A 24,919-nucleotide genomic window follows, 5' to 3' on the forward strand; every position below is an offset into this window, starting at 1 on the left:
AAAATCTATTAGATAGCTTTCTCTTTTTTATCTATTTATTTTTACGTTTTTCATTATAGTCTACCCAGAAATCTGCTCCTTTAATTCCTAGTTTACGAGGATCAAAAACAGGATCTTTTCCTTCTTTTTTCTGTCTCTCATAGTCCTTTAAAGCGACTATAGCAGGCTTCATAATAATTAATATCGCTAAAACGTTAATCCAAACCATTAGACCTAGCCCAACATCCCCCATTGCCCAAGCAAGATCGGATGTACGGATTGTACCGTAAAATGCAGAAATTAAAATTGCGAATTTAGCTAGCCATATGACGACTTTTTCTGTACCTCCTGAGAATAAATAAGCCACATTCGTTTCTGCAATGTAGTAGTATGCCATAATTGTCGTAAAAGCAAAAAAGAATAAGGCAATCGCTACGAATGGTCCACCAAAACCTGGTAGTGAAGAGTCAACTGCATATTGTGTGAATGCTGCGCCTTCTTTAATACTTTTCGCAAATGTGATTTGTTCTTCTCCAGTTAATCCGCCTTTGTTGAAATCGCCAACATAAACAAATGAATCAGTACCCGCTTTTTCATCGTGTACATTATACATACCAGTAAATAAAATCATAAATGCTGTAGCTGAACAGATTAATAGCGTATCAATATACACAGAAGCTGCTTGAACGATACCTTGTTTAGCAGGGTGTGATACTTCTGCTGCCGCTGCCGGATGCGCACCTGTCCCCTGACCTGCTTCATTTGAATAAATACCTCGTTTAACCCCCCATGCAATAGCGGAGCCAATAATACCACCAAAAATTTCTTGCGCTCCAAATGCGCTAGAAAAAATTAATGAAAATACAGCTGGTACTTCTTTAATATTCATTACAATAATAATGATGGCCATCAGAATATATGCTAATGCCATAAACGGTACAATGACTTGTGCAGCATTGGCAATCCATTTTACACCACCAATAATAATAGTACCTAATAGTACGACAATAATAAGTCCTGTTATCCAAGTCTTAACATCGAAAGCGTTTTCAACTGCTGTCGCAATTGCATTCGATTGAACACCTGGCATCAAAATTAACATGGCAACTAATGCGGCAACAGCGAAAATAACTGCAAACCACTTTTGCCCCATTCCTTTTTCTATGTAAAAAGCTGGCCCGCCACGATATTCTGTGTCTTTCTCTTCTTTATAAATTTGAGCCAACGTAGACTCCACGTAAGCAGTTGCCGCACCGATAAAGGCGATTGCCCACATCCAAAAAACAGCACCAGGTCCCCCCATCCCGATTGCTGTAGCAGTACCGGCAATATTACCTGTACCTACTCGACCAGATAATGCAATAGACATCGCTTGGAAAGAGGAAATCCCCTTCTCCGATTTTTCGCCTTTAAACATTAAAACAAACATATCTTTAATGTGTCTTACTTGTAGGAACCGTGTAATGATTGAAAAGAAGAGCCCAATTAACAAAATGCCATAAATAAACCACGGTCCCCACAAAATCTCATTAATTTTCCCAACAATTGCTTCCATTTTACCCCTCCAATTTGAAAAGCATCACTTTAAGTCATTATAGTATTACACTTTTCAGAAAATTACAACATTATATTTAAGTAACAAAAAGTTAGTAATTTTTCTAGTTAATTGGAGAGGAAATTCACTATTCAATTATATAGCCAATTCTTCGAAGAGCATTATTAATAAAATCACGTATATAAGCAAAAATCTCGTCACGCTCTACTTCATGAAATAGATTATGATAACAGTTTGCCCATTCTTTGAATTGAAACTCTGTAAATTCCATCTGATAAAGCCAATTCCTTGTTTGTTTAGTTTCAGTAATGTTATCTTTTTCAGCTGTCATAACTAACATAGGCCTATTTGGGAATTCAGCCTTAGGCAATAACACTAAATTGCGCATCATTTGTTGTAGCTCGCGATACCATTTCACTGAAACAACGGATGAAAAAGGAACTTCATCCTTCATCTCATCTCTACCTTCTATACTGCGCGTTAATGATTCTAATGTAATTTCATGGGTCAGTTTCACATTGGCAGTCAAGGCACTTAAACTAGTTAAAGCATTTGAGAGTTTACCTGGCAATAGCTTTAAATGAAGCCATGGTGAAGTTAAAATAATTCCTGCACATTCATATTTTCGTTTTTGCATGGTATGTAGTAATAGAGTCGCGCCAAGCCCATGTCCTATTAAAATGACAGGTAAATTATACGAAAATGCATTCTCGATTAAATTCCTTGTATATTTGTTGTATTCTTTAAAATCTTCATCGTGAATTTTTGAATATCCTACATTTACTCCATGATTAGGTAAATCCCCCATGACTATGTGGAAGCCTTCCAATCTAAGTTTTTCTATAAGCCATGCATACCAACGGTGATTTTCATATGCACCATGAAGAATAGCAACCACAGCCTTTGCTTGTCCATCAGCTTCCCATTTCCACATTTCACATAGTCCTCCTAAAAAAATAATTACACAATGATTATATCGGAATATCTAGATCATTTTAATTTTATATTTCCATCATGTTGCGTATTTGATACGATAATATTACATCATAGAAAGAAAAGAGGCGATACTCATGATCTATCCATTTAAAGGTAAAAAGCCCAATATCGATCCTTCTGTTTTCATTGCTGATTATGCAACAGTTACTGGCGACGTTACAATAGGTGCTGAAACAACAATTTGGTTTAACACAGTTATTCGAGGAGATGTATCACCAACAATTATAGGAAAAAGAGTTAGTATTCAAGACCTCTGTTGCTTACATCAAAGCCCTAAATATCCACTAATTATTGAAGATGAAGTAACAGTAGGACATCAAGTAACTTTACATAGCTGTACGATTCGAAAAAAAGCCTTAATAGGTATGGGCTCTATAGTATTAGACGGAGCGGAGATTGGAGAGGGTGCATTCATTGGGGCGGGTAGTCTAGTTCCTCCAGGCAAAGTAATTCCTCCAAATAGCTTAGCACTAGGCCGTCCTGCAAAGGTTGTAAGAGAATTAAATGATGAAGATAAAGAAGATATGGAACGCATCATACGTGAATATGTAGAAAAGGGTCAATACTATAAATCTCTTCAACCAAAAAATTAATTTAACTAAATCAAAGCAGCTCCACGTTTTCTTGGGTAACAGAGCCCTCCATGATTAGGAGCTTATTTTTTTCGTTAAAAACAGTGAAAGGGGCTATAAAAATATTGAGCCCCTTTCTGTAATAGTATTTTAAAATATTTTTCCAGATACTTCATTGCTTTAGCTGAATAGTTTATAAACCTGCTTTTTCTTTTAATGCGTCAGCTTTGTCTGTTTGTTCCCAAGGAACATTTAAATCTGTACGACCGAAGTGACCATATGCGGCAGTTTGCTTATAAATAGGACGACGAAGGTTAAGCATTTTAATAATCCCCGCTGGGCGTAGATCAAATAGCTCGCGTACCCATTTTACAATTTCACTTTCCGTAACTTTTCCTGTTCCAAATGTATCAACAGCAATAGATACAGGTTGAGCAACACCAATCGCATAAGCTAGTTGTACTTCAGCTCGATCAGCTAAACCAGCAGCTACGATATTTTTCGCCACATAGCGTGCTGCATATGCCGCTGAACGGTCTACTTTAGTTGCGTCCTTACCTGAGAAAGCACCTCCACCATGACGTGCATAGCCACCGTATGTATCAACGATGATTTTACGTCCAGTTAAACCAGCATCCCCTTTAGGACCACCAATTACGAATCGGCCAGTTGGGTTGATGAAATATTTAGTATCGGCATCTAGTAATTCACTTGGAACAACTGGAGTAATAACGAATTCTTTTAAGTCTGCTTGAATTTGCTCAAGTGTAGCTTCTTCATCATGCTGTGTTGAAATGACAATCGTATCAACGCGTACTGGTACATTGTTTTCATCATATTCAACCGTTACTTGCGTTTTTCCATCTGGGCGTAAATATGCTAATTCACCAGATTTACGTACTTCCGTTAAACGACGAGCTAATTTATGCGCTAAACTAATTGGTAATGGCATAAGCTCTGGCGTTTCGTTACATGCATAACCGAACATTAAACCTTGGTCACCTGCACCGATTGCTTCAATGTCAGCGTCTGTCATAGAGCCTTCACGCGCCTCTAATGCTTGGTCAACACCTTGGGCAATATCAGGTGATTGCTCGCCAATCGCAACAAGTACTGCTAGGTTTTCAGCATCAAAGCCGTATTTCCCACGTGTATAACCGATTTCTGCTACAGTATCACGAACGATACCTTTAATATCTACATAAGTAGAAGTAGTAATTTCTCCTGCTACTAACGCTAAGCCTGTTGTTACTGTTGTTTCACACGCTACACGCGCGTTTGGATCTTCTGCTAAAATAGCATCTAAAATGGCATCCGAGATTTGGTCACAAATTTTGTCTGGATGTCCTTCTGTTACACTCTCTGATGTAAACAGTCGACGGTTTGTCATTTGATTTTCCTCCTATTACTTTTACAAATAATATTTGCGAATTAATACGGTACTCATTACCCATGTCAAGTTCGCCCCTAAGGATTGAACTCTCAAGCCGTTGTTGCTGTCGTTGCACTTTCGCACAGTAAACATTTGTTGCTGTCGTTGCACTTTCGCACAGTAAACATTTGTTGCTGTCACTACGCTTTCGCACAAATAAACAGCTGATGCTTTTAACACGAGGATTTTCGAAAGATCCGTCATTATAATAAGGAAAGGACTGTATACTTACCTTTAATTCGTTTTTAACAATAAAAAAATCCTTTTCTCACGCTTACTTAACATGAGGAAAGGAATAATGACTTCGTAACCTTTCACTCTTATCGTTCAAGGGAGTTTCCCCTTGCATCAGATTGGCACCAGCGCATGTCGTGAAATAGTTCATGCAGGTTGCCGGGTTTCACAGGGCCTGACCCTCCACCAGCTCGGGATAAGAGTATCCGTTCAATATCTCATAATACGTAAATGGTCGAACATTGTCAAATATTTTTATCTTCTTTCAGCGAGTGTCTTCTCTGGCGAAAGCATGCTGTGGCATAATTGGTTGTATTCAAAGAAAGTATGGGATTTATACAGAAAGGAATTTGGGTTATGCTGTAAATTAAAACAAAATAATCCCTACTCTCCACCTCACATCATGTGTTAACATATGTGTAACCCTTTACAGTACATTTTGCAGCAAAAGCAAAGCGTTAGCTACAAAACATGTGGTGGATGAATATGATTATAGCCCCTTTTTAGTCGAAGACAAGCTCCAACTATAAAAAACAAGCTAAAACTTCACATCCTGTGCGAACCCCATGTTATCCAAAAGCTTCCAAACACAATTTTGCTGTGTCGAAAGTGAATGTGTGATCACTTATAAATAGGGTAAAAAGCATTATAAAAACGAATCAATTTACTTTTTGTCGTTTTCTTGAAAAGTAATAAAATCTGAAAAATAATTTCTGAATTAGTATAGATTATTTAAGCAATTGTGTTATACTATTTTTGAAATTAAGAAAATCTCCCTCAGACTCAAGGGAATACTATAAAAAAGGATGGTATTTAATCGATGAATTCAGTAGAAATTGCAAACGAACTGAAGGAATTATTAAACGGCGGTAACATTAATGTTCAACTTTCAGTACCACAATTAGCTGAAAAAGCTACATCTCGTGGTGAAGCTATGTTAACAGTAGATGGCGCAGTTCGTGCAGAAACTGGCAAATACACTGGTCGTTCACCTAAAGATAAATATACGGTAGAAGAAGAGAGCACAAAGGATAAAATTGACTGGGGAAAAGTTAACCGACCAATTTCTTCTGAAGTGTTCGATAACTTATATGTAAAAGTAGTAAAATATTTAAAAGAACGTGAAGAATTATTCGTATTCAAAGGCTTTGCTGGTGCTGACAAAGATTCGCAATTAAGCATCCAAGTAATCAATGAATATGCTTGGCACAATCTTTTCGCTCATCAATTATTTATCCGTCCAACTGAAGAAGAATTGGCTTCTCATGTTGCTGACTTCACAGTTATCTCAGCTCCTAACTTTAAAGCAGATCCTGCTATTGATGGTACTGCTTCTGAAACATTCATCATTGTATCACTTGAAAAGAAAATTATCCTAATCGGTGGTACTGAATACGCTGGTGAAATCAAAAAATCTATTTTCGGTATTATGAACTACTTGTTACCACAACAAGGCATCCTTTCAATGCACTGCTCAGCAAACGTTGGTGAAGCTGGAGATGTTGCATTATTCTTCGGTTTATCTGGTACTGGTAAAACAACTTTATCAGCTGATCCTGACCGTAAGCTTATCGGTGACGATGAACACGGTTGGTCTGATAACGGTGTATTCAACATTGAGGGCGGTTGCTATGCAAAAACAATTAACCTTTCTGCTGAAAAAGAACCAGAAATCTACAACGCAATCCGCTTCGGTTCTGTTCTAGAAAACGTAGCTGTTGATCCAGAAACTCGAGTTTGTGACTATGATGATGGTTCATTAACAGAAAATACGCGTGTAGCTTATCCAATTCAATACATCGAAAATATTGTTGATCCATCTGTTGCAGGTCACCCAAAAACAATCATCTTCTTAACAGCTGATGCGTTTGGTGTATTACCTCCAATCAGTAAATTAACAAAAGAGCAAGCAATGTACCACTTCCTAAGCGGTTTCACATCTAAACTTGCTGGTACAGAACGTGGTGTAACAGAGCCAGAACCAGTATTCTCAACTTGCTTCGGTTCTCCATTCCTTCCACTTCCAGCAACAGTTTATGCTGAAATGTTAGGTCAAAAAATTGACGAGCACGGTGCACAAGTATTCTTAGTGAACACTGGTTGGACTGGTGGCGAATATGGTACTGGTAGCCGAATGAAGCTTTCTTACACTCGTGCAATGGTACGTGCTGCAATTGATGGCAAATTAACTGATGTTGAAACAATTCAAGATTCAGTATTCGGTTTGAACATTCCAACTTCTATTGAAGGTGTACCGACAGAAGTGCTTAATCCTCGTGATGCATGGGCAGACAAAGCTGCTTATGATAAAAAAGCTGCTGAACTTGCTGGTTTATTCAACGAAAACTTCAAGAAATTCTCAAATGTTTCTGAAGCTATCACTAAACTTGGCGGTCCATTAAAATAATTTACTAAGCAAAGGGAACGATTTCAGTCGTTCCCTTTTTTTTATTCCCTATTTTGAGAATTCTACTTTTCATATTAGTATCTTTGTGTATAATTCATAATAGTAGTTTTAGGAGGATATATATGAAAAAGAAATATAAAGTGATTATTACCATTGTCAGTCTGCTATTAGTATTGTTTGTTGTGGCTGGATTTTTTGCAGGGAATTATTTTTATAATTTTGCCTTAAATCCTAATACTGATAAATCAGATGTGTTTAATGCTCCGCACAATTCTATTGCTGTTAGTCCTAAGGATGCTAAAGAAAAAGAAGAGAGCGAGAAGTGGTTTAAAGAGAATTACAAGGACTCTTACATACAGGCTTTCGATAATTTAAAATTACATGCCTATACACTTAAAAATACAAACGAAACAAATAAATGGGCAATTGTTTTCCATGGATATTCATCTGATGGCTCACAAATGACAAAGTATGCTAAGCATTTTTACGATACAGGCTACAATGTTCTCGTACCTGATGCAAGGGCTCATGGAAAAAGTGAGGGTGACTATATCGGTATGGGTTGGCATGATCGACTTGATGTAGTCTCTTGGATTAATAATGTGATCAGTTCTGATAAAAACGCTGAAATTATTTTGTATGGTGTTTCCATGGGAGGTGCTACAGTGATGATGGCCTCAGGAGAGGAGCTACCTGGCAATGTTAAGGCTATCATTGAGGATTGTGGTTATTCCTCAGTTTGGGATGAATTCTCCTATCAATTGCAAGAACTCTTTAAGTTACCTGAATTCCCCATTATGCAGTTTTCTTCAATTGTAACGAAGTTAAAAGCTGACTATACGCTTGGTGAAGCTGATAGCGTCAAGCAAGTAGCGAAATCGAAAACACCTATGCTATTCATTCATGGAAGTAATGATACATTTGTTCCATCTGATATGCTAGATAAAGTATACGAGGCTGCCAATGTACCGAAGGAGAAATTTATAGTTGAAGGTGCCGGACATAGCCTTGCAGAAAGCGTTGCTGGAGACTCTTACTGGAAAACTATTAATAACTTCTTAGCAAAATATACAGAGTAAATATCTTTTTCTACCGTACAGGTGCCTGATATTAAGCACCTGTACGGTTTTTTAATCTACCTGAGCAATTCTTCGGGCTTGCTGAGCAGTTTTTTCAAACAGAAAACGCCATTTTAAAAAAGAGTTATCAAAAAGGCGTTGATTTTCTAATTTTATCCTACGTTGGTTCAAAGCGTCATCTATTGACGTTTCATCCATTCACACAGTGCATGTACTGTTGCTCGATTTTCGGCCGGTGGAAACTGATGAGCATAGCGAAGATCATAGCATGTTTCATATCTTTTATTAGCATCCTTTAAATAAAATTCTAATTGTCTCGCATGCTCAATATCTACATTTTCATCACGATAGCCATGAATAATAAGTACTGGAGCTGTAATGTGCTCTATCTCAAAAAGTGGTGTTCGAGCGTCATAAGCATCTGGTACACGATTAGGCGTCCCTCCAATAACCCGCTTCATCATCCTGCGCATATCTGTCCGCTCCCAATATGTAGCTGTTGCATCAGATACTCCTGCCCATGTCACAACAGATGTAATATCTCTACGTAAAATAGCAGTCCAAAGCGCCATAATGCCACCACGTGAAAAACCAAAAACATGAATATTATCATTGCAAAACTGTTTTAGCACGTCTACTGCGTATACAGCGTCATACCGATCAGCTCCTGCAAATTCATCTCGACCTTCTCCACCTCGATTGCCACGGTAATATGGAGCAAAAACGATAAAGCCTTGAGCTGCAAATTGCGCGACACGCGAAGGTCTAACCATGCCAATGCTTTGCATGCCTCCCCGTAAATATAAAAAGCCATCATATGTACCTTCTGCCTTAGGTTCCGCTAGTAATCCCTTCACACGTAAGCCATGTGACATATACGTGATTTCCGTTAAACGAATAGCTGGATTAGGCGAAGGATAAGGACGTTTTCCAACGATCTTACCATTGATCATAATGCTTCAACTCCTCCAGCATTTTCTGCATTCCTGCATCCTTCATATGAAAGCTTAAATTTGGATGATGAGCAAATTCTTCATCCGTTAGCCAAGTCATCCCTGAAGTTTCTAAATCAAATTCAATGTCCTCCTGCCCCGCAAACTGCGCGGTAAAGACCGTTTTACAAAATAAGATGTCATCATGAACGGCGTATTCTGCAAACCATCTAAGATTTTTCACATGAACACCAGTCTCCTCGAATACTTCCCTAATTGCTGCCTGCTCCAATGTTTCCCCAGGTTCTTGCTTTCCACCTGGAACCTCGACACCACGTCGTTTATGAATCGTACATAACCACTTATTTTCATGTTTTAATAAAACAAGTACATGCTTAGGCTCAGTGTCCAATTCATCTCTTTTAAAACTTAAATCCACTTGTAAACCATTTAAATCTGTAAATGTAAACATGCTCTTCAACTCCTTATTCTATATTTCATACACTGAGTCGAATCAGCGTTACCGTGATGACCTTTTATTTCACTATAGAGTATTCATGTATGTACAATCAACAGATAAAATCACTAATATTAACTTCCATTAAGCGGTGCGATAGGCGTCTATTAAGAAGTAATACGACATCTACGATTATGTTCATTCGATCTCGAACAATAACAGTGCCACAAATTGACGCCTAAAAACATGTGCTCTTCTCTTATGATAATGGTTAATCCGTCAAGAGAAATTAGCTTTCATCAATAAAAAAGAGTCACTGATGTTTTTCAGTGACCCTACCTTTAGACACGTTTATTGAAATATGGAAGTTGTTCAACAAATGCCTTCGTATCCGCATCCCCATACTCATGAACAAGTGCATAGATTTTTTTTAATCGCAAATCAATTTCATCATTTTCTCTATCAAGATGATACTGTATATATGGCAATTGCGCACGCCACGCATTCGCAATTTCCAACATTTGCATTTGCTGAAAAATCTTTTCAAATACATCTAATGCTTGGCGATCTATGTTGAGTTCAAAGTTCCACTGTCCTGCATATGGATTTGTATAATACGTTCTATTGGCAAGTGAAAAATATACACGTTGACGATCCATCTCTACAAAACACTCCTTTTACTATAGTATGGTGGTAAAATGACTGTTTTATTCGCTGGAATGTCAAACTTCCTTCACAACTAAGTAAGATTATCTAATTTATAATAGAGAGTATGAATAAGGAACGGAGTGAATGCCATGAGTTTAATCACACTCTTCGTTGTAGCAGCAATCATCGTAATATTAGTAACGGTCGCGACTATTTTAAGTGTCAACCGTGCGTATGCTTTTAAACATACAGTCGATGATAAACCACAGCAAAGCTTTCATCAAGATGATGACTAGTTCATTTTGTACATTTTTTTAGACATTCTTTTATAATATTATTAACAATAGAATTTGGGGTGAAAGCAATGGGAGTACCATTACCAATAATCATTATGATCGCAATGATGATGCTTATGTTTGGCGTTTCTGTTATTGTCTTGTTGAAGAAAAAAAGCAATTTCTTTACACAAACTATCGATGCTAAGCCTAAGCAAATCAACGCTCAACAAAAGGATAAACAACTATGAAATATCCCTTTATATGGCTCATTAAGTTTTACAGAAAATTTATATCACCTATGACACCGCCATCCTGTCGCTTCCATCCTACATGCTCCTCCTATGGACTTGAAGCTTTTCAAAAACATGGTGCCATTAAAGGATTCTATTTAACAATTAAACGTATATCAAAATGCCATCCGTTCCATCCAGGTGGCTTTGATCCAGTACCTGAAAAATGGCCTTCGAAAAAGAATTAATTTTCGAGGGTCATTTTTTCTTGTGCTTTTTTCAAATGTGCGTTATTATAGAAATTGTTCAAAAAAACAAATCGTAATGATTACTATTTGAAAGAGGTATACTATAAGATGAAAAAAGTATTTTTGTTATTTTTAATTACAGTTCTTGCCCTATTCACTGCTGCCTGTGGGAATAAATCAGCTACATCCAAACAGTCTGAGAAAAAGGATAAATTAACAATTTACACAACTGTCTATCCATTAAGTTATTTTGCACAACGAATTGGTGGCGATTTTGTAGAGGTTTCTTCAATTTATCCTGCTGGCGCCAATGAGCACACATTTGAGCCAACACAAAAAGATATGATGAAATTAGCAGATGCCGATATGTTTTTCTATATAGGCTTAGGGCTAGAAGGCTTTGTTGAAAATGCTAAAAAGACTCTGGCGAATGAAGATGTAACAATGGTAGCAACTGCAGATCAGGTTTCAGATGAAAAATTAGCTGTGAGCACAGGTCACTCACATGATGATCACGAAGATGAAGATGGACACGGACATGAGGACCATGATCATGGTAATGTAGATCCACATGTTTGGCTATCTCCAACTATAAGTCAAGACTTAGCACTTTCCATTAAAAACACTCTAGTTGAAAAAATGCCAGAACAAGAAGCTACATTTACAGCTAACTACGAGGCATTAGTAAAAGAACTACAAGATTTAGACAATGAATTTAAAGCTATGGCTGATAAAGCGCAAGAGAAAACGTTCTTCGTATCTCATGCAGCATTTGGCTATATCGCAGGACAATACGGATTAAAGCAAGTTCCAATAGCCGGTTTAAACTCACAAAACGAGCCTTCTCAAAAAGAACTTACGGCGATTGTTGATAAAGCAAATAAATTGCATATTCACTACATTTTATTCGAGCAAAATGTCTCTTCTAAATTAGCTGAAGTTATCCAAAAAGAGGTCGGAGCAGAATCTCTTGTCTTACACAATTTAAGTGTTTTAACAGCAGATGATGTAAAGAATAATGAAACTTACTTCACCCTTATGAAGAGAAATATTAAAACTTTAAATACTGCAATGAAATAGGCCTCGGCATAATTGCGTCCGTAATCGTTTGGACACTCGCTGAAAGAAGTTAAATAAACACAAATAAATGAGTAAGGAGGTGCCCCGAACAAAGTATGGGGCACCTCCTTTATTATGACGTACTTTTCTTGTGGCATTCTTTTTTCCACTCTATAAATACTAATTAGCCCTTTTTTCTTATGGATAGCATTTTGTGTTATCTTTCGATTACCCTTTACTTGGGCTATATTACTTTCTAAAATGATTGGTTCCCATTCATTTAAATGCACCTGAACAAAATTATCGCTTTTATTACTTTTAAAAAGCAGTCTAGACTGTTCTATTAATTGTTTTACTGTTTGTTTATTTTTACTTAAAATGAATAGCCCTTTATCAAAGGCAAAATGACTATCTAGTATCGGTTTCGTAAGAACTTCAACCTTATCCGTTTTTTGTAAATCAAAATAAGCTTCACTTGTAGCGGCTGGGAAACTCGTATAGTCCCAAGAGTGATCCTGAGCTAATTGGCGATCAGACACTAAAAAATAATGATAACGGACCTCACCTTTACGATCAGGCAATGGATCATCCCATGTAACATCTATATGATACCATTCATTATCAAGCTTCACTAAGACCCAGGCGTGTAATTGTTCCCCTACATTTCCTGGCACATATTGTACCTCAAAGCCTAGCTTCTCTAGCATTCGATAAAGCACTAGAGCATATGCCTGACAAACTCCCTTGTTCTCCGTAAGCAATGTGTAGGGAGAATATTGACTTCCTTTCGTGTCCTTCGAATATTCAGCAGATAGAACGATAAAATCATGTGCAGCCTGTATTTTCTGCAATTCACTTAATCCATGCATAGGTGTAATAATATTCGTCAAAGTCTGTTCTACGAATACCTCCTCTTTCTGTGTAATATGATAGGTAAACACAAAACTAATGACAATATTATTGGCATAGCCATCATATTTCCATTTAAAACTAGAAATATTGGCGTAAATATATGGATCCTGAATAGCATGTTTTACAAGCTCTGATAGTTCATCTTTTATTTCCGACGTATTACCAGTATAACGAATATCAATTTCAGTAGATAATTGCATGACTTGTTTTTGAATAAGATGTTGTAGTGTTTCTATTGTATTGGCCGTTGCGATATTCTTTTGTTCATAGTTTGCGAATACTTGCACATGACTCATTTGTAGAACAAATAATATAATGACAACATTATATATATATTTTCTCATATGAGTCTTTCTCCTTTAATAACTAGTTTATGCCTGTAATTTTTTATTATGTTAATGAATGATTAATTTAATCCTAAAAGTTTACTAAAAATGATTCTTAAAACGAATAAAAGAAGCCTTCTTATAAATGAAGGCTTCTTTATAGTGATAGAAAAAACTATTGTTTAAATGAAACAAATGGAAGTATGGCTTTTGGGCAACATGAGGGGTTGATTTCCGTTCCGGCTAGGCGCTTTGTCGCTGACGCGCAGAGCAAAGGCTTCCTGGGGGCGTCCGATGAGCAGCTTCTGAGGAGGCTTCTATTTCAACCTTATCTGTAATTTTCACGAACTCCTTGGTATTGTTCACATTACACCTATCGATAAGTACTCTCAGAGAATTTTCTTCTGGTTCAAACAATTTGTTTAAATATATAGATCCTTTAAATTTCATTGCTTTACCCCCATTTTGAAAATCTATCTTAAAAAATTAAATCCTTAATGTCAAACACCTATAATGGAGGCTTCCTTTTGTTATTCGTGCATTAATTTTCTACGAAGTAGCTTATTGGCACCGTTTCGAGGGAGCTCGTCCGTAACAATAATATCTTTTGGTATTTTATATTTCGCAAGCTTCTTTTGACAAAATGCTCGTATTTGCTCTACCTGTACTTCTTCTTTTAATACAACAAAGGCGATTGGTACTTGCCCCCAAGCATCATCATCAATGCCGCATACTCCCGCTTCTTTAACAGCAGGGTGTGTAAGTAGTACATTTTCGATTTCAGCAGGATAAATATTTTCGCCACCTGAAATAATTAAATCAGCCCGACGATCAATGACAAATAAATAACCATCTTCATCTATATAACCAATATCCCCAGTATGAAGCCATCCATCAATCGTTGCATTTTTGTCGGCAAAACGACCAATATACCCCGGTGTAACATGTGGGCCACGTATGCAAATTTCTCCTTCACCATTGTCATTCGGCTCAGCAATGCGAATTTGATTGAAAAATAACGGTTTTCCCGCAGAACCAGTTTTTCGCATCGCATCCTCATTAGCTAATGTTGCAGTTTGTGACGAAGTTTCAGTCATACCATACGTTTGAGCTACAGCTAAATTTAATGCATGCGCTCTCTTTAAATAATCTTCTGGCACTGGTCCACCACCTGCTAGCATCATTTTAAATTTCGGTGAGGCTTGTGCGTTTTTCTTTTCAAGGGTATGTAAAATCCTTTCCAATGTGACAGCGACTACCGACATATGTGTAACCTCGCCATCCATAATATTTTTGGAAATGGCTTCTGCATCAAATTGATCATATAAATGCACTTTATTACCGTACAATAGTGAGCGCACTAAAATAGAAAAGCCACTAATATGAAAAAGTGGTACAGCACATAACCAAGTATCCTCCGCATGCAAACCTATATTTAAAACGGAGGCCGTTGCACTTGCCTGGTGATTTCCGACAGTTTGGCAAACGCCCTTTGGAAAACCAGTCGTACCAGATGTATACATAATCGATGTTGTTTGGTTTAAAGACCATTCTTTCGTAATATCAATAGCCGCTTCCGTACTTTTTTCTATAGTAGAAAATAAATAATAAGACGTATGTGATGGTAATTTTTCAACATCCTCATCTGCAATTAATACTGCCATAGCTTTTGAATCCTCTAGCTGATAGGCAATTTCATCCTGTGTTAGCCTACGATTTAGCATGACCATTTCACATTGTAAATGCATACACGCGTACATCATAATGACCAAGGAAGGCTTACTCGGCCCCATTATAGCAATACGGTCTCCTTGCTTAATATCCAGTGCTGTAAGTTGACGTGCACGTTTTAACGATAAATCATTTAATTCTTGAAATGTCCAAGCCTGCCCATTATATGTTAAACCGTTTCGTAAAGGTGTTAAATACGCTCGCTGTAAAATCCAATTTAAATACATCTCTTTATTCCTCCAATCAGCCTAATCTTACTGCTTTATCGCATCATCCGTCTATTCGGTGCTCTGACATGATTTTCTGCTACTTGATTATGCAATTCAGGTCATTTGACATGCTGTCCCGTTGCTAAAGTATGGCTTTCTGCAGCTAGAACATGGGTTTCCGCCGTTAAAGTATGGCTTTCCGTCGCTATTGCATCTTGGTCCGCCGCTATTGCTTCACGGTCCGCCGCTATTGCTTCATGGTCCGCCGCTATTGCTTCATGGTCCCCCGCTATTGCTTCACGGTCCGCCGCTATTGCTTCACGGTCCGCCGCTAAAGCTTCATGGTCCGCCGCTATTGCTTCACGGTCCGCCGCTATTGCTTCACGGTCCGCCGCTATTGCTTCATGGTCCGCCGCTAAAGCTTCATGGTCCGCCGCTAAAGCTTCATGGTCCGCCGCTAAAGCTTCATGGTCCGCCGCTAAAGCTTCATGGTCCGCCGCTAAAACATCATGTTCCGCCGCTATTGCTTCACGGTCCGCCGCTATTGCTTCACGGTCCGCCGCTATTGCTTCACGGTCCGCCGCTAAAACATCATGTTCCCCTGCTATTGCACGAGCTTCCGTTGCTAAGCCATAACTTTCCGCCACTCTAGCAAGTTTATCCGTCTCGCTCCTTTAGATATACAAAAAGCTCGTATCTCATTAAGATACGAGCCGTTCAACGTTTCAGATAATCAAGGGAATCTTGGGAATTGACCGAAATCTGGTTGACGTTTTTCTTTGAATGCGTCACGACCTTCTTTAGCTTCATCTGTTGTGTAGTAAAGAAGAGTAGCGTCGCCAGCCATTTGTTGAAGACCTGCTAAACCGTCTGTATCTGCATTCATTGCTGCTTTTAAGAAGCGTAGAGCAGTTGGAGACATTTGTAGCATTTCTTCACACCATTGTACAGTTTCATCTTCTAGTTGCTCATAAGGAACAACCGTGTTAACTAATCCCATATCAAGTGCTTGCTGTGCATCATATTGACGGCAAAGGTACCAAATTTCACGCGCCTTTTTATGTCCGATAATACGTGCAAGATAGCCTGAACCATACCCAGCATCGAATGAACCAACTTTTGGTCCAGTTTGTCCAAAACGAGCGTTGTCAGCAGCAATTGTTAAGTCACAGACAACGTGTAATACGTGTCCTCCACCGATTGCATAACCTGCAACCATTGCTACTACAGGTTTTGGAATAACACGGATTAAACGTTGTAAATCAAGAACGTTTAGACGTGGGATTTCATCTTCACCAACGTAGCCACCATGGCCGCGTACTTTTTGGTCTCCACCTGAACAGAAGGCATGCTCACCTTCACCAGTTAAAATGATAACTCCAACATTTTTGTCATCACGTGCACGTGAAAAAGCATCGATCATTTCCATTACCGTTTTTGGTCGGAATGCGTTGCGCACTTCTGGACGGTTGATCGTAATTTTTGCGATACCGTTATAGAACTCATACTTAATGTCTTCATAAGTATGTAAACTTGTCCATTGACGTGTCATTGAATTGCCTCCTAATAATTAAATTCGTCTCGTTCAAAATCGAGGCGATAACGTAAAAATTATATTACTATCAATTATGCCTCGGCATAATTGTGTCTGGAATCGGCTTTGTGCAAGCACAAAGCATTCCTTTCCGATTCCGTGACATCCGCCGGAGGCTTTAACTTCTTTCATTGGTGTTGAAAGAAGTTAAATACTCCCCTACTATTGTAGCAAACTCAGCGGGATTTTCCACATGAATTGCATGTCCTGCGTCATTTACCGTCGCATGCTTGGCATTTTTTAATAACGCTTTCATTTCTAGTGCGATTTTACAAAATTTCTCATCAAGTGAGCCTGTAATTAGTAGAACAGGAAATTCAAGCTTCTCCAATGACATCCAATTCGATGTCTGACTGCCTGTACCAATCCCTCGTAAACTACCTGCCAAGCCTTCCTCCTTCTGAGAAAGTCGTTCTAATCGAATAGCTTCTTGTACACTATGCGATAAACGCTTTTGAGATTCAAACAAAGGAATGTTCTCCCACGCATTAACAAATGATAACAAACCGTTACTAATTATTTTTTCAGCTAGAGCGTTATCTCTCTCACAGCGTTCAGAACGCTCCTTAGAAGTTCGTAAGCCTGGAGAAGCACTTTCTAAAATGAGCTTGTCAATGCGTTCTGGGTAGAAGGTTGAATACGATAACGCAACTCTTCCTCCCATTGAATAGCCTAGCAGCGTAAATTTCTTGAGCTGTAGCTGGCCAAAAACTTCCTCTAAATCTTGGATTTGTTCTTGCATAGAGAAACGACTAATTTGTTGAGGTATAGCTGTTTGGCCATGGCCAATTAAATCAATGGCAATCACTCGTACACTAGGTAGAGCTTTCGCTAAATTTCGCCATGTAGCCGAACTACCTGTAAAACCATGCAATGCAACGAGCGTTTGCTCCGCTTCTTCATTCCAGATTTCTACGTATGTTTCAAGCCCTCGAATCATTAGCTTTGCCATGCTTTTAACCCTACGTTAATGCGATTCCATAGTGCACGATGCGCATACACATTTTCCTCTCGATTCGTGAAAATTTCAATTAAGCGCATTGGTCGTTTTTTCATCGTAGTAAACTTTACTGATAGCTCTGAAATATCATCTACTCGTATATAATCCATATCGTACATATTGGCAATATCATGGAATTTAAGGGCTGTTGGCGTACCAAATAAATCTTCATAATGCGCCTCAACTGTAGCTTGTGGTAAATAAGAGAAAATACCACCACCATCATTATTCATAACGATTATTGTCAAATTGCATTCCTGGTATCTTGAAGCAATGAGACCGTTGACATCATGTAAAAAGGCTAAATCGCCAATAAGCAAGTAGGTTTCACGGTTATTCCCTTGACTAAAGCCCATTGCAGTTGATACGACACCATCAATACCATTCGTTCCACGATTCGCAACAATCCGAATATCCTTCGGTGTCGCCATTAAAAACGTATCAATATCACGCACTGGCATACTGCTACTAACAAAAATATCACTGCCATTCGGAATCAATTTTAGTAATCGACTTACCATTGCTCCCTCATCAATCGCACCGTCAGCATAATGTTCAATATACTCAAGTGCAATATCATTAGCATCCTGCCACTCAGCTAAATACTCTGTTTCTAGTGCTGTTTCAGAGATTTCTAATTGCGTGAGCCACTCACCAACACTAGCATGAACAAAATGAGTAGATACACCTGTAGAATCACGGAACATCGGATCTTCATCGACAACAATATAAGCATTAGGCTGAGATTTTGTAATAAATTGCATGATAAATTTAGAAACAGGCTGTGCTCCTAAGCGTAGCACCGTATCTGGTTCAACTAATGCTTTAAAATCTTCACTTTTCATAATGGCATCATACGTCGTGATCATATAAGGGAGACAATCTTCTGGGACAGATGACCGCATATTAGATAAACTCTCGACAATGACCGGCCATTTTAATTGGCGAATAAACTCCCACATAGTTGTTAAATCTGTACCGAGTGCTAGCTCACCAATAATAATAAAGCCTCTTTTGGTTGCACGTAAAATCTCCGATAGCTCTTGTTGAGTCTCCTTTGAAGGTACTAACTGACCCATACTGCTATGCTTAAATATCGCTTCTGGAAGTTCCTCTTGAAAATCAATCAACAAAGGTTCTCTGAACGGTACATTAATATGCACTGGTCCAAATGGTGCGTTCATTGCCACTGCTACCGCACGTGCAGTATGACGCTCAATAAACGGCAATGTTGGTGCGGCACCATCTGCCAAAGGGAAATCCACGCTCCATTTGACATTTGTACCATATAAATTCGGCTGATTAATAGCCTGTGGTGCACCCACCTCTCGCAATTCATGTGGACGATCAGCTGTAATGACGATTAACGGTACACGAGCATAGCTTGCTTCAACAATGGCAGGAAAATAGTTTGCCGCAGCTGTTCCCGATGTACATAAAAGAACAACAGGTTTTGCTGTAGCCTTTGCAATTCCTAGCGCAAAAAAGGCAGCTGATCGTTCATCAACTTGACGATACATATGAAGCTGTTTCGTTGAAGCAAATGCATAAGCTAAAGGTGTCGAACGTGAGCCAGGGCTGACAACAACGTTTTCAACACCAGCTTGTACTAGTGATGCTACCATTTTATAAACATAATCCGTTAATATTTTCCGTTCACTCATGTAATTGTCCTCCTAGCGCACGAAGCATTGGACGGAATTTCACTAATGTTTCCTCATATTCAGATTGTGGCTCTGAATCTGCTACAATACCGCCACCAGCATATAAATAAGCTTTGTCCTTAAGTAAAGCAGCTGAACGAATGGCCACTGCAAATTCCCCATTGCCGTCAGCATCTACCCAACCAATTGGAGCAGCGTAAAGCCCACGATTCATAGGCTCATACTTACGTATAGCTGCCATTGCCTCTTTCCTTGGCACACCGCCTAAAGCTGGCGTTGGATGCAAAGATTTTGTCAGTTGTAATATTGTTGCCTCATTATTTAACTGACCTTCAACAGGTGTATATAAATGTTGTATATCTCTAATTTTTAGTAAGCGTGGGCCATCAGGTATTGTCATCTCTATACAATTTTTACGGAATGTTTCCGCAATCATATCGACAACATATTGATGCTCGCCACCATTTTTCGAATCATTTAATAAGCTTTGTCCAAAGGCTTCATCTTCCTCTGCTGTCTTACCACGTTTAATAGAGCCTGCTACACAAGATGAAAAGGCTCGCCCCTCTTCTACTTTTACAAGACGTTCAGGGGACGCACCAAAGAACAATAATTTTTGACGTTCTAAACCAAATAAATAGCTCTCTGGCTGCTCATGAATAATTTGTGAGAGTACCTGTGGTGAAGAAACTTGTTCTTTAAATTGCAATGCTAGTGAGCGTGCAATAACGACTTTATCTGCTTTCTTCTGCTTAATCAATGCTGTTACTTGGTCAATCGAAGCTAAATACGGCTCCTTGTATGGCTCAAAGTAACTTGTGATTTCAGGCTTTGAATACGTTTTCACTTCTTTTACTTGAGCTGCATGAATTAAATGATCTCGCTCTTTACGTAGCGCTTCAAATTGAGTTGCTGCTTGCTCATTTTTCGAAATAAGATGAATACTTACAAACGCTTTGTCATCACGAATAACAAGCTGGTAAGTTGCAAGTGCAAAATAAGCCTCTGGAAAGTCTGTCCATTCCCCAGTTACTTCATTTTGCGGATCGAATGTAAATCCGCCAAACAAAATTGGCTGTAGCTCGCTTTGTCCCTTCACACAGTTTTTCGTTAAATTTTTCCACTCTGCTTCTATTGCATCGAAGCGATCATTTTTGGCGTTACTTTGAATCGTATAGGCATGTCCTAGCCCTACTAATGTCATTGTTTTTTCTCTATTTTGCCAATAAAATCGTTCACCTTTATAATGCTCCTCGCCCGCTGCATAAAATGCGAGCGCCGATAAGCGACTAACTTCAATTGTTTCCATATAAAAATGAAGGCTTTGGCCCAAAGAGTCCACTTCTATCTCTGTGGCTTGGTACCACTTCTGTTGCATGAAAATTACCTCCGTTGTTGCAATGTACATAATGAATGACGCACGGTATGTTTTGTACTCGTTCTACACTTTCTCATAAATATCAACTGCTTTGGCTTTTCTTTGGATCATCACCAAAACGTGTGGTTGATTTCCGTTCCGACTGAGCGCTTTGTAGCTGTCGCTTTGCTCGCTCCAGGGTCTCGGGCCAGCACGAGGTTGGTCACGAAGGCGTTATCACAGGATGTGATGGTTTTAGCCTTCGTTCATCTATATCGCTAATCCCCAAGTAGTCGCCCAGCCTCACTCCAATCAACTTATTTACATAGTAGACGTTTTAACAAATGTCATCCAAACTTTTGGTGATGAACCTTTTCTTTAGAACAAATTGACCAAAACTTTGCATAATGACATGAGCATTTGTACTTTTTTACATCATATTTTTTTTATTTGCTAGCCTATTCTTCGTACTGTTGCTATTATCTTAATTATTGTTTTCAGTTCATAAATGCATGTTCTATTGTATCATTTTTTTTATTGGACTGTATGTAATAAGCTGTGAACCTATCCATTTTCTCATTCTTCGTATAAAATAAGAATAGTCTACAACATTTGAAGGAGAGAAAGACCTTATGACCAAAGTCATTGAAGCTGATAGGGGTTTTAAAGTTTGGTGGCATTTAACACGTCCACATACTTTAACCGCTTCATTCGTTCCAGTATTTTTAGGAACAGCGATTGCTTTAGCAATTGAAAAACAAACAATTGATTTTGGACTATTTTTTGCTATGCTCATTGCAAGTATGCTTATACAAGCAGCAACAAATATGTTCAATGAATATTACGATTACAAATTAGGATTGGACAATGAAAATTCTGTCGGTATCGGCGGAACGATTGTGCGTCACGGTGTTCAACCAAAAACAATTATGATGATTGCCTTAAGCTTTTACGCAATCGCTATGCTGCTTGGCATTTACATATGTGCCTCAACCTCTTGGTGGCTTGCTGCTGTTGGGCTTGTTTGTATGCTTATTGGTTTTTTATATACTGGCGGACCATACCCAATAGCCTATTCACCATTTGGAGAAATTGTCTCTGGCGCTGTTATGGGAATGGGGATTGTTTTAATCGCATTTTATATTCAAACGCTTACTGTGACATTAGACGCTGTTTTGCTTTCAGTACCGAGTATGATTTTAGTTGGAGCTATCATGCTGTCCAACAATATCCGTGATATCGTTGGCGATACAGAGGGTGGTCGAAGAACGCTTGCTATTTTAGTAGGTCGAGATAATGCCATTTCTGTGCTATCTGGCTTTTTTATCGTTTCATATTTATGGGTAATCGCTCTTGTAGCGATTGATGGTATAACTTTTTGGGCTCTAATCATTTTCTTAAGCGTTCCAAAACCACTTCGTGCGATCCAAATTTTCCGCGATAAAAAAGAAGCAAAAGAAGTTATGCCTGCGATGAAATTTACAGCGCAAACAAATACATTCTTCGGCTTCCTCTTAGGAATCGGTTTATTAATTCAATATTTCTTTTATTAATATTAATCAATTATGCCTCAGCATAATTGGTCCGGAACCGGCTTTGTGCCGAGAGGCATTGACTTCTGGGAGAAGTTAAAGATGCAGCAGCTTAACGGGCTGCTGCATTTTTTACATAGCATCTAAAATTTTCACTTGCAATACCACGAACTTCTTCGGTTGAAAAATGTTCACGTAACGCCTCTAACAAATTTTGTGCCTCTCCTGCGTGTGCTAATCCTTTTACAGTTGTATCTATTCCATCGAAGTCTGAACCTAGTCCAAGGTGCTCTACCCCTACTATATTCACTAGATGCTTCACATGCGCTACTAAATCATCTAGCGTAGCATTGTCATGGATAAAAGGCGGGTAGTAAACAACATGAATATGCCCTCCATGCTCGACAAGTGCTTTTGCCTGAGCGTCCGTTAAATTTCTTGGATGATCACAAATTGCACGTGCATTGCTATGGCTCGCAATAATATGCTTCGCTAATGGTAAGACATCCCAGAAACTCTGTTCATTTAAATGCGAGACATCGATAATAATATCTCGCTCATTTAGCAAGTTTATAACCTCTTTACCAAATGATTTTAAACCAAGGCTTGCATCTTGTTCAGCACCGTGGGCCACAGCATTTTCTTCATTCCACGTTAAGCCGACTAGCTTCACTCCTGCATCTAATATTGCAGAAAGCTTTGCTAAATCTTCGCCGATTGGACCACAGCCCTCTAAGCTTAAAATTGCACCAATTTCATGCGGAGTTAAAGTATCTAATTGCGACCAATTCGTAATATGCACCATGCCTTCAGTTTGTAATACATGTGTATGGAAGGCTTCAATTTGCCGCACTGCCTCTAAAAATCGCATACTTTGCGGAATTTTAGGATTAATAAAAATAGCAAATACTTGTGCCTTAACACGCCCTAATTGTAATCTCTGTCGATTAGCTTGCAAACGTACATCATCTTCAAATTTTGCCGCTTCTAAAGTTGTTAATTTCAATAGAGCATCGCAGTGTAAATCAATTATGTCCATATCCTCACCCCCATACAGCTATTATACTGCCTGTGAGCGAAAATGCTTACTAACTTTTATCTTGAGGTGTATCAGAAGAGCCAAATTCCTCAAGTTCTATGAAATCATCCGATCTTGGCGTAGAAGACAACACATCTTCCTCTACTGGCCTTAAATTTTCTTCTCTGTGCTCTGCGTGCTCAACACATGTCAATGCTTTCGGCATAGCTTCTAAGCGACCAATAGGAATCTCTTCACCACATACAGCACATTTACCATACGTACCGTCTTCCATCGCTTGTAGCGCAGCTTTTATTTCTTCAGCATCGTCACCCCGGTGCTCGTCAATCGCCATTTCCGTTAGCTGATCTGTTAAATCACTCGCATTGTCAGCTGGATGATTATCATAATTAGATAGCTCTGTCGCTTGTGGACGCTCTGATTCCTCAAGTCGCTTCTCTATTTCCTGTAATTCTTGCTCTAATTGCTTCCTTAATTTTTCCATTACTTGTGGGTTCAAAAAAATCTCCTCCTCATGCCTTCATTTTTTCCTAAATTAATATTTCTAAAACATGAAAGCATGCGGATGAATCACTTATTTTTTTTATAATGTATCTTCATTTAGTATATTTACGCCAGAGTGAAATTGATGATGGCATCATGTAAAAATTGTGCTGCTCCTTTAGAAACACGCTCATCGTAATATGCTGAAAAGCGTTCATCCGCTAAATACATCTGAGCTATACCTGCATGTGCCTCTTTAGAATATTGTGACCATGTAAAGCTAAGCCAACGCTTATGAAGCTCTGCAACCTCCATTGCCACATCGTTGTTCGTATCGCCGATATCCATCGCTTCTTTTAAACGATTAAATAATTGCTGTTCTAGCTGTTGCATTGCTTCATACTGTTCCTCTGTCATATTCATTACCTTTGCATTTGATGCATCAACTGTTTTATCACCATATTTTGCACGAATTTCTTGACCATATTGCTTTTCATTTTCCTCGATTAGCTTCTCTTTTAGTCCATTAAATTTCTCTTCATTTGCCATCGGTTGTTCCTCCTCAATAGATTGAATGGTTTTTTCTACTGTTTGTAATATCTTTTCCAGCTGCTCCTTGCGTTTCAGTAAAGCAGTACGATGATTTTTGAGTGCCGCTGTATGTTGAAAATCAGGCGCTTTAATAATTTCCTTAATTGTTGCTAGCTTCATATCTAATGCTCTATAAAATAAAATTTGCTGGAGCATATCAACTTCAAACTGTCCATAAAATCGATAGCCCGCCTCATTCGTTCTTGCAGGCTTTAGTAATCCAATTTCATCATAATAACGCAGTGTTCTGGTGCTAACCCCGGATAATTGAGCAAGCTCTTGAATTGTATATTCCACATTTTTTCACCTCCACTAATGCTACTGTAAATGTTTACGCAACGTTAAGGTCAAGAAAAAAATTAAGAAAAAACGTTG

General features: G+C 38.5%; 25 protein-coding genes and 1 riboswitch. Of the genes, 8 read left to right on the plus strand and 17 right to left on the minus strand.

The genetic code is table 11. From position 1 onward, the window contains the following. Positions 1 to 31: 31 nt before the first annotated feature. Both ACIQZA_RS09125 and ACIQZA_RS09130 read right to left on the minus strand, forming a co-directional pair. Entirely contained in the window at positions 32 to 1,534 is a 1,503-nt protein-coding gene (locus tag ACIQZA_RS09125) for an alanine/glycine:cation symporter family protein (RefSeq protein WP_402882052.1), read from the minus strand. Positions 1,535 to 1,661: 127 nt separating this feature from the next. Beyond that, entirely contained in the window at positions 1,662 to 2,468 is an 807-nt protein-coding gene (locus ACIQZA_RS09130) for an alpha/beta hydrolase (RefSeq protein ID WP_402882050.1), read from the minus strand. A 136-nt stretch (positions 2,469 to 2,604) separates the two neighbouring features. On the opposite strand from ACIQZA_RS09130, the gene ACIQZA_RS09135 reads away from it, so the two are divergent. Further along, the gene (locus ACIQZA_RS09135; protein ID WP_142510678.1) at positions 2,605 to 3,123 is read left to right on the plus strand and encodes a gamma carbonic anhydrase; all 519 of its coding nucleotides are present in this window, start codon (positions 2,605 to 2,607) and stop codon (positions 3,121 to 3,123) included. A 172-nt stretch (positions 3,124 to 3,295) separates the two neighbouring features. On the opposite strand, the gene metK is transcribed toward ACIQZA_RS09135, so the two are convergent. Beyond that, positions 3,296 to 4,492, minus strand: coding sequence for a methionine adenosyltransferase (metK, locus tag ACIQZA_RS09140; protein WP_400932293.1), 1,197 nt, complete (start codon positions 4,490 to 4,492; stop codon positions 3,296 to 3,298). Between the two features lie 359 nt (positions 4,493 to 4,851). Further along, positions 4,852 to 4,971, minus strand: a riboswitch (SAM riboswitch). Positions 4,972 to 5,588: 617 nt separating this feature from the next. Here metK and pckA point away from each other — a divergent pair. Together pckA and ACIQZA_RS09150 are read left to right on the plus strand one after the other, a co-directional pair. Next, positions 5,589 to 7,175: a phosphoenolpyruvate carboxykinase (ATP) gene (gene pckA / locus ACIQZA_RS09145; RefSeq protein WP_400932290.1), complete on the plus strand. Its 1,587-nt coding sequence runs from the start codon at positions 5,589 to 5,591 to the stop codon at positions 7,173 to 7,175. Positions 7,176 to 7,297: 122 nt separating this feature from the next. Beyond that, positions 7,298 to 8,254, plus strand: a complete 957-nt coding sequence (locus ACIQZA_RS09150) for an alpha/beta hydrolase (RefSeq protein WP_402882047.1) — start codon at positions 7,298 to 7,300, stop codon at positions 8,252 to 8,254. Positions 8,255 to 8,433: 179 nt separating this feature from the next. On the opposite strand, the gene ACIQZA_RS09155 is transcribed toward ACIQZA_RS09150, so the two are convergent. The 3 genes from ACIQZA_RS09155 to ACIQZA_RS09165 form a co-directional block, all read right to left on the minus strand. Further along, positions 8,434 to 9,210, minus strand: a complete 777-nt coding sequence (locus ACIQZA_RS09155) for an alpha/beta hydrolase family protein (RefSeq protein ID WP_402882166.1) — start codon at positions 9,208 to 9,210, stop codon at positions 8,434 to 8,436. Continuing rightward, positions 9,194 to 9,658: an NUDIX domain-containing protein gene (locus tag ACIQZA_RS09160; RefSeq protein ID WP_400932284.1), complete on the minus strand. Its 465-nt coding sequence runs from the start codon at positions 9,656 to 9,658 to the stop codon at positions 9,194 to 9,196. The genes ACIQZA_RS09155 and ACIQZA_RS09160 overlap by 17 nt, the downstream gene beginning before the upstream one ends. A 326-nt stretch (positions 9,659 to 9,984) precedes the next feature. Next, positions 9,985 to 10,302 (minus strand): transposase, encoded by a 318-nt coding sequence (locus ACIQZA_RS09165; protein ID WP_132364602.1) that lies wholly within the window; start codon positions 10,300 to 10,302, stop codon positions 9,985 to 9,987. A gap of 138 nt (positions 10,303 to 10,440) precedes the next feature. Between ACIQZA_RS09165 and ytzI the strand changes: the two genes are divergently transcribed. From ytzI to ACIQZA_RS09185, 4 genes are all read left to right on the plus strand, one after another. Continuing rightward, on the plus strand, positions 10,441 to 10,587 hold the full coding sequence (gene ytzI, locus ACIQZA_RS09170; RefSeq protein ID WP_400932280.1) for a YtzI protein: 147 nt from the start codon (positions 10,441 to 10,443) through the stop codon (positions 10,585 to 10,587). A 68-nt stretch (positions 10,588 to 10,655) separates the two neighbouring features. Further along, positions 10,656 to 10,817, plus strand: coding sequence for a hypothetical protein (locus tag ACIQZA_RS09175; RefSeq protein WP_248716946.1), 162 nt, complete (start codon positions 10,656 to 10,658; stop codon positions 10,815 to 10,817). Beyond that, the gene (yidD, locus tag ACIQZA_RS09180) at positions 10,814 to 11,047 is read left to right on the plus strand and encodes a membrane protein insertion efficiency factor YidD (RefSeq protein ID WP_082172819.1); all 234 of its coding nucleotides are present in this window, start codon (positions 10,814 to 10,816) and stop codon (positions 11,045 to 11,047) included. Before ACIQZA_RS09175 ends, yidD begins: the two co-directional genes overlap by 4 nt. 108 nt (positions 11,048 to 11,155) lie before the next feature. Continuing rightward, a complete protein-coding gene (locus tag ACIQZA_RS09185) occupies positions 11,156 to 12,127 on the plus strand; it encodes a metal ABC transporter solute-binding protein, Zn/Mn family (protein WP_400932276.1) in 972 nt (323 codons plus the stop codon). Here ACIQZA_RS09185 and ACIQZA_RS09190 read toward each other — a convergent pair. From ACIQZA_RS09190 to ACIQZA_RS09225, 8 genes are all read right to left on the minus strand, one after another. Next, complete coding sequence (locus ACIQZA_RS09190) at positions 12,073 to 13,362, minus strand: transglutaminase domain-containing protein (protein ID WP_402882041.1); 1,290 nt, start codon at positions 13,360 to 13,362, stop codon at positions 12,073 to 12,075. The two genes, ACIQZA_RS09185 and ACIQZA_RS09190, sit on opposite strands and share 55 nt — an antisense overlap. A gap of 225 nt (positions 13,363 to 13,587) precedes the next feature. Further along, positions 13,588 to 13,794 (minus strand): hypothetical protein, encoded by a 207-nt coding sequence (locus ACIQZA_RS09195; RefSeq protein WP_402882168.1) that lies wholly within the window; start codon positions 13,792 to 13,794, stop codon positions 13,588 to 13,590. 80 nt (positions 13,795 to 13,874) lie between these two features. Further along, entirely contained in the window at positions 13,875 to 15,302 is a 1,428-nt protein-coding gene (locus ACIQZA_RS09200) for an o-succinylbenzoate--CoA ligase (protein WP_402882038.1), read from the minus strand. Positions 15,303 to 15,403: 101 nt separating this feature from the next. Further along, positions 15,404 to 15,931, minus strand: coding sequence for a hypothetical protein (locus ACIQZA_RS09205; protein ID WP_403009886.1), 528 nt, complete (start codon positions 15,929 to 15,931; stop codon positions 15,404 to 15,406). Between the two features lie 86 nt (positions 15,932 to 16,017). Beyond that, positions 16,018 to 16,836, minus strand: coding sequence for a 1,4-dihydroxy-2-naphthoyl-CoA synthase (gene menB, locus ACIQZA_RS09210; RefSeq protein WP_132364614.1), 819 nt, complete (start codon positions 16,834 to 16,836; stop codon positions 16,018 to 16,020). 160 nt (positions 16,837 to 16,996) lie between these two features. Next, a complete protein-coding gene (menH, locus tag ACIQZA_RS09215) occupies positions 16,997 to 17,830 on the minus strand; it encodes a 2-succinyl-6-hydroxy-2,4-cyclohexadiene-1-carboxylate synthase (RefSeq protein WP_402882035.1) in 834 nt (277 codons plus the stop codon). Next, positions 17,818 to 19,542: a 2-succinyl-5-enolpyruvyl-6-hydroxy-3-cyclohexene-1-carboxylic-acid synthase gene (menD, locus tag ACIQZA_RS09220; protein ID WP_402882034.1), complete on the minus strand. Its 1,725-nt coding sequence runs from the start codon at positions 19,540 to 19,542 to the stop codon at positions 17,818 to 17,820. Before menD ends, menH begins: the two co-directional genes overlap by 13 nt. Next, complete coding sequence (locus ACIQZA_RS09225; RefSeq protein ID WP_400932257.1) at positions 19,535 to 20,920, minus strand: isochorismate synthase; 1,386 nt, start codon at positions 20,918 to 20,920, stop codon at positions 19,535 to 19,537. Before ACIQZA_RS09225 ends, menD begins: the two co-directional genes overlap by 8 nt. 611 nt (positions 20,921 to 21,531) lie before the next feature. Here ACIQZA_RS09225 and ACIQZA_RS09230 point away from each other — a divergent pair. Then, positions 21,532 to 22,452 carry a 1,4-dihydroxy-2-naphthoate polyprenyltransferase gene (locus ACIQZA_RS09230; protein ID WP_132364620.1) on the plus strand — a complete coding sequence of 307 codons (921 nt, stop codon included), beginning with the start codon at positions 21,532 to 21,534 and terminating at the stop codon, positions 22,450 to 22,452. 91 nt (positions 22,453 to 22,543) lie between these two features. On the opposite strand, the gene ACIQZA_RS09235 is transcribed toward ACIQZA_RS09230, so the two are convergent. The 3 genes from ACIQZA_RS09235 to ACIQZA_RS09245 all read right to left on the minus strand — a co-directional run bounded on the left by ACIQZA_RS09235 (position 22,544) and on the right by ACIQZA_RS09245 (position 24,841). After that, positions 22,544 to 23,470 (minus strand): dipeptidase, encoded by a 927-nt coding sequence (locus ACIQZA_RS09235; RefSeq protein WP_402882030.1) that lies wholly within the window; start codon positions 23,468 to 23,470, stop codon positions 22,544 to 22,546. A gap of 49 nt (positions 23,471 to 23,519) precedes the next feature. Next, the gene (locus ACIQZA_RS09240; protein WP_142510661.1) at positions 23,520 to 23,969 is read right to left on the minus strand and encodes a TraR/DksA C4-type zinc finger protein; all 450 of its coding nucleotides are present in this window, start codon (positions 23,967 to 23,969) and stop codon (positions 23,520 to 23,522) included. A 110-nt stretch (positions 23,970 to 24,079) separates the two neighbouring features. After that, positions 24,080 to 24,841, minus strand: a complete 762-nt coding sequence (locus ACIQZA_RS09245; protein WP_402882027.1) for a MerR family transcriptional regulator — start codon at positions 24,839 to 24,841, stop codon at positions 24,080 to 24,082. Positions 24,842 to 24,919: the final 78 nt, after the last annotated feature.

The organism is Lysinibacillus sp. NPDC096382 (assembly GCF_044762845.1).
GTDB lineage: Bacteria > Bacillota > Bacilli > Bacillales_A > Planococcaceae > Lysinibacillus.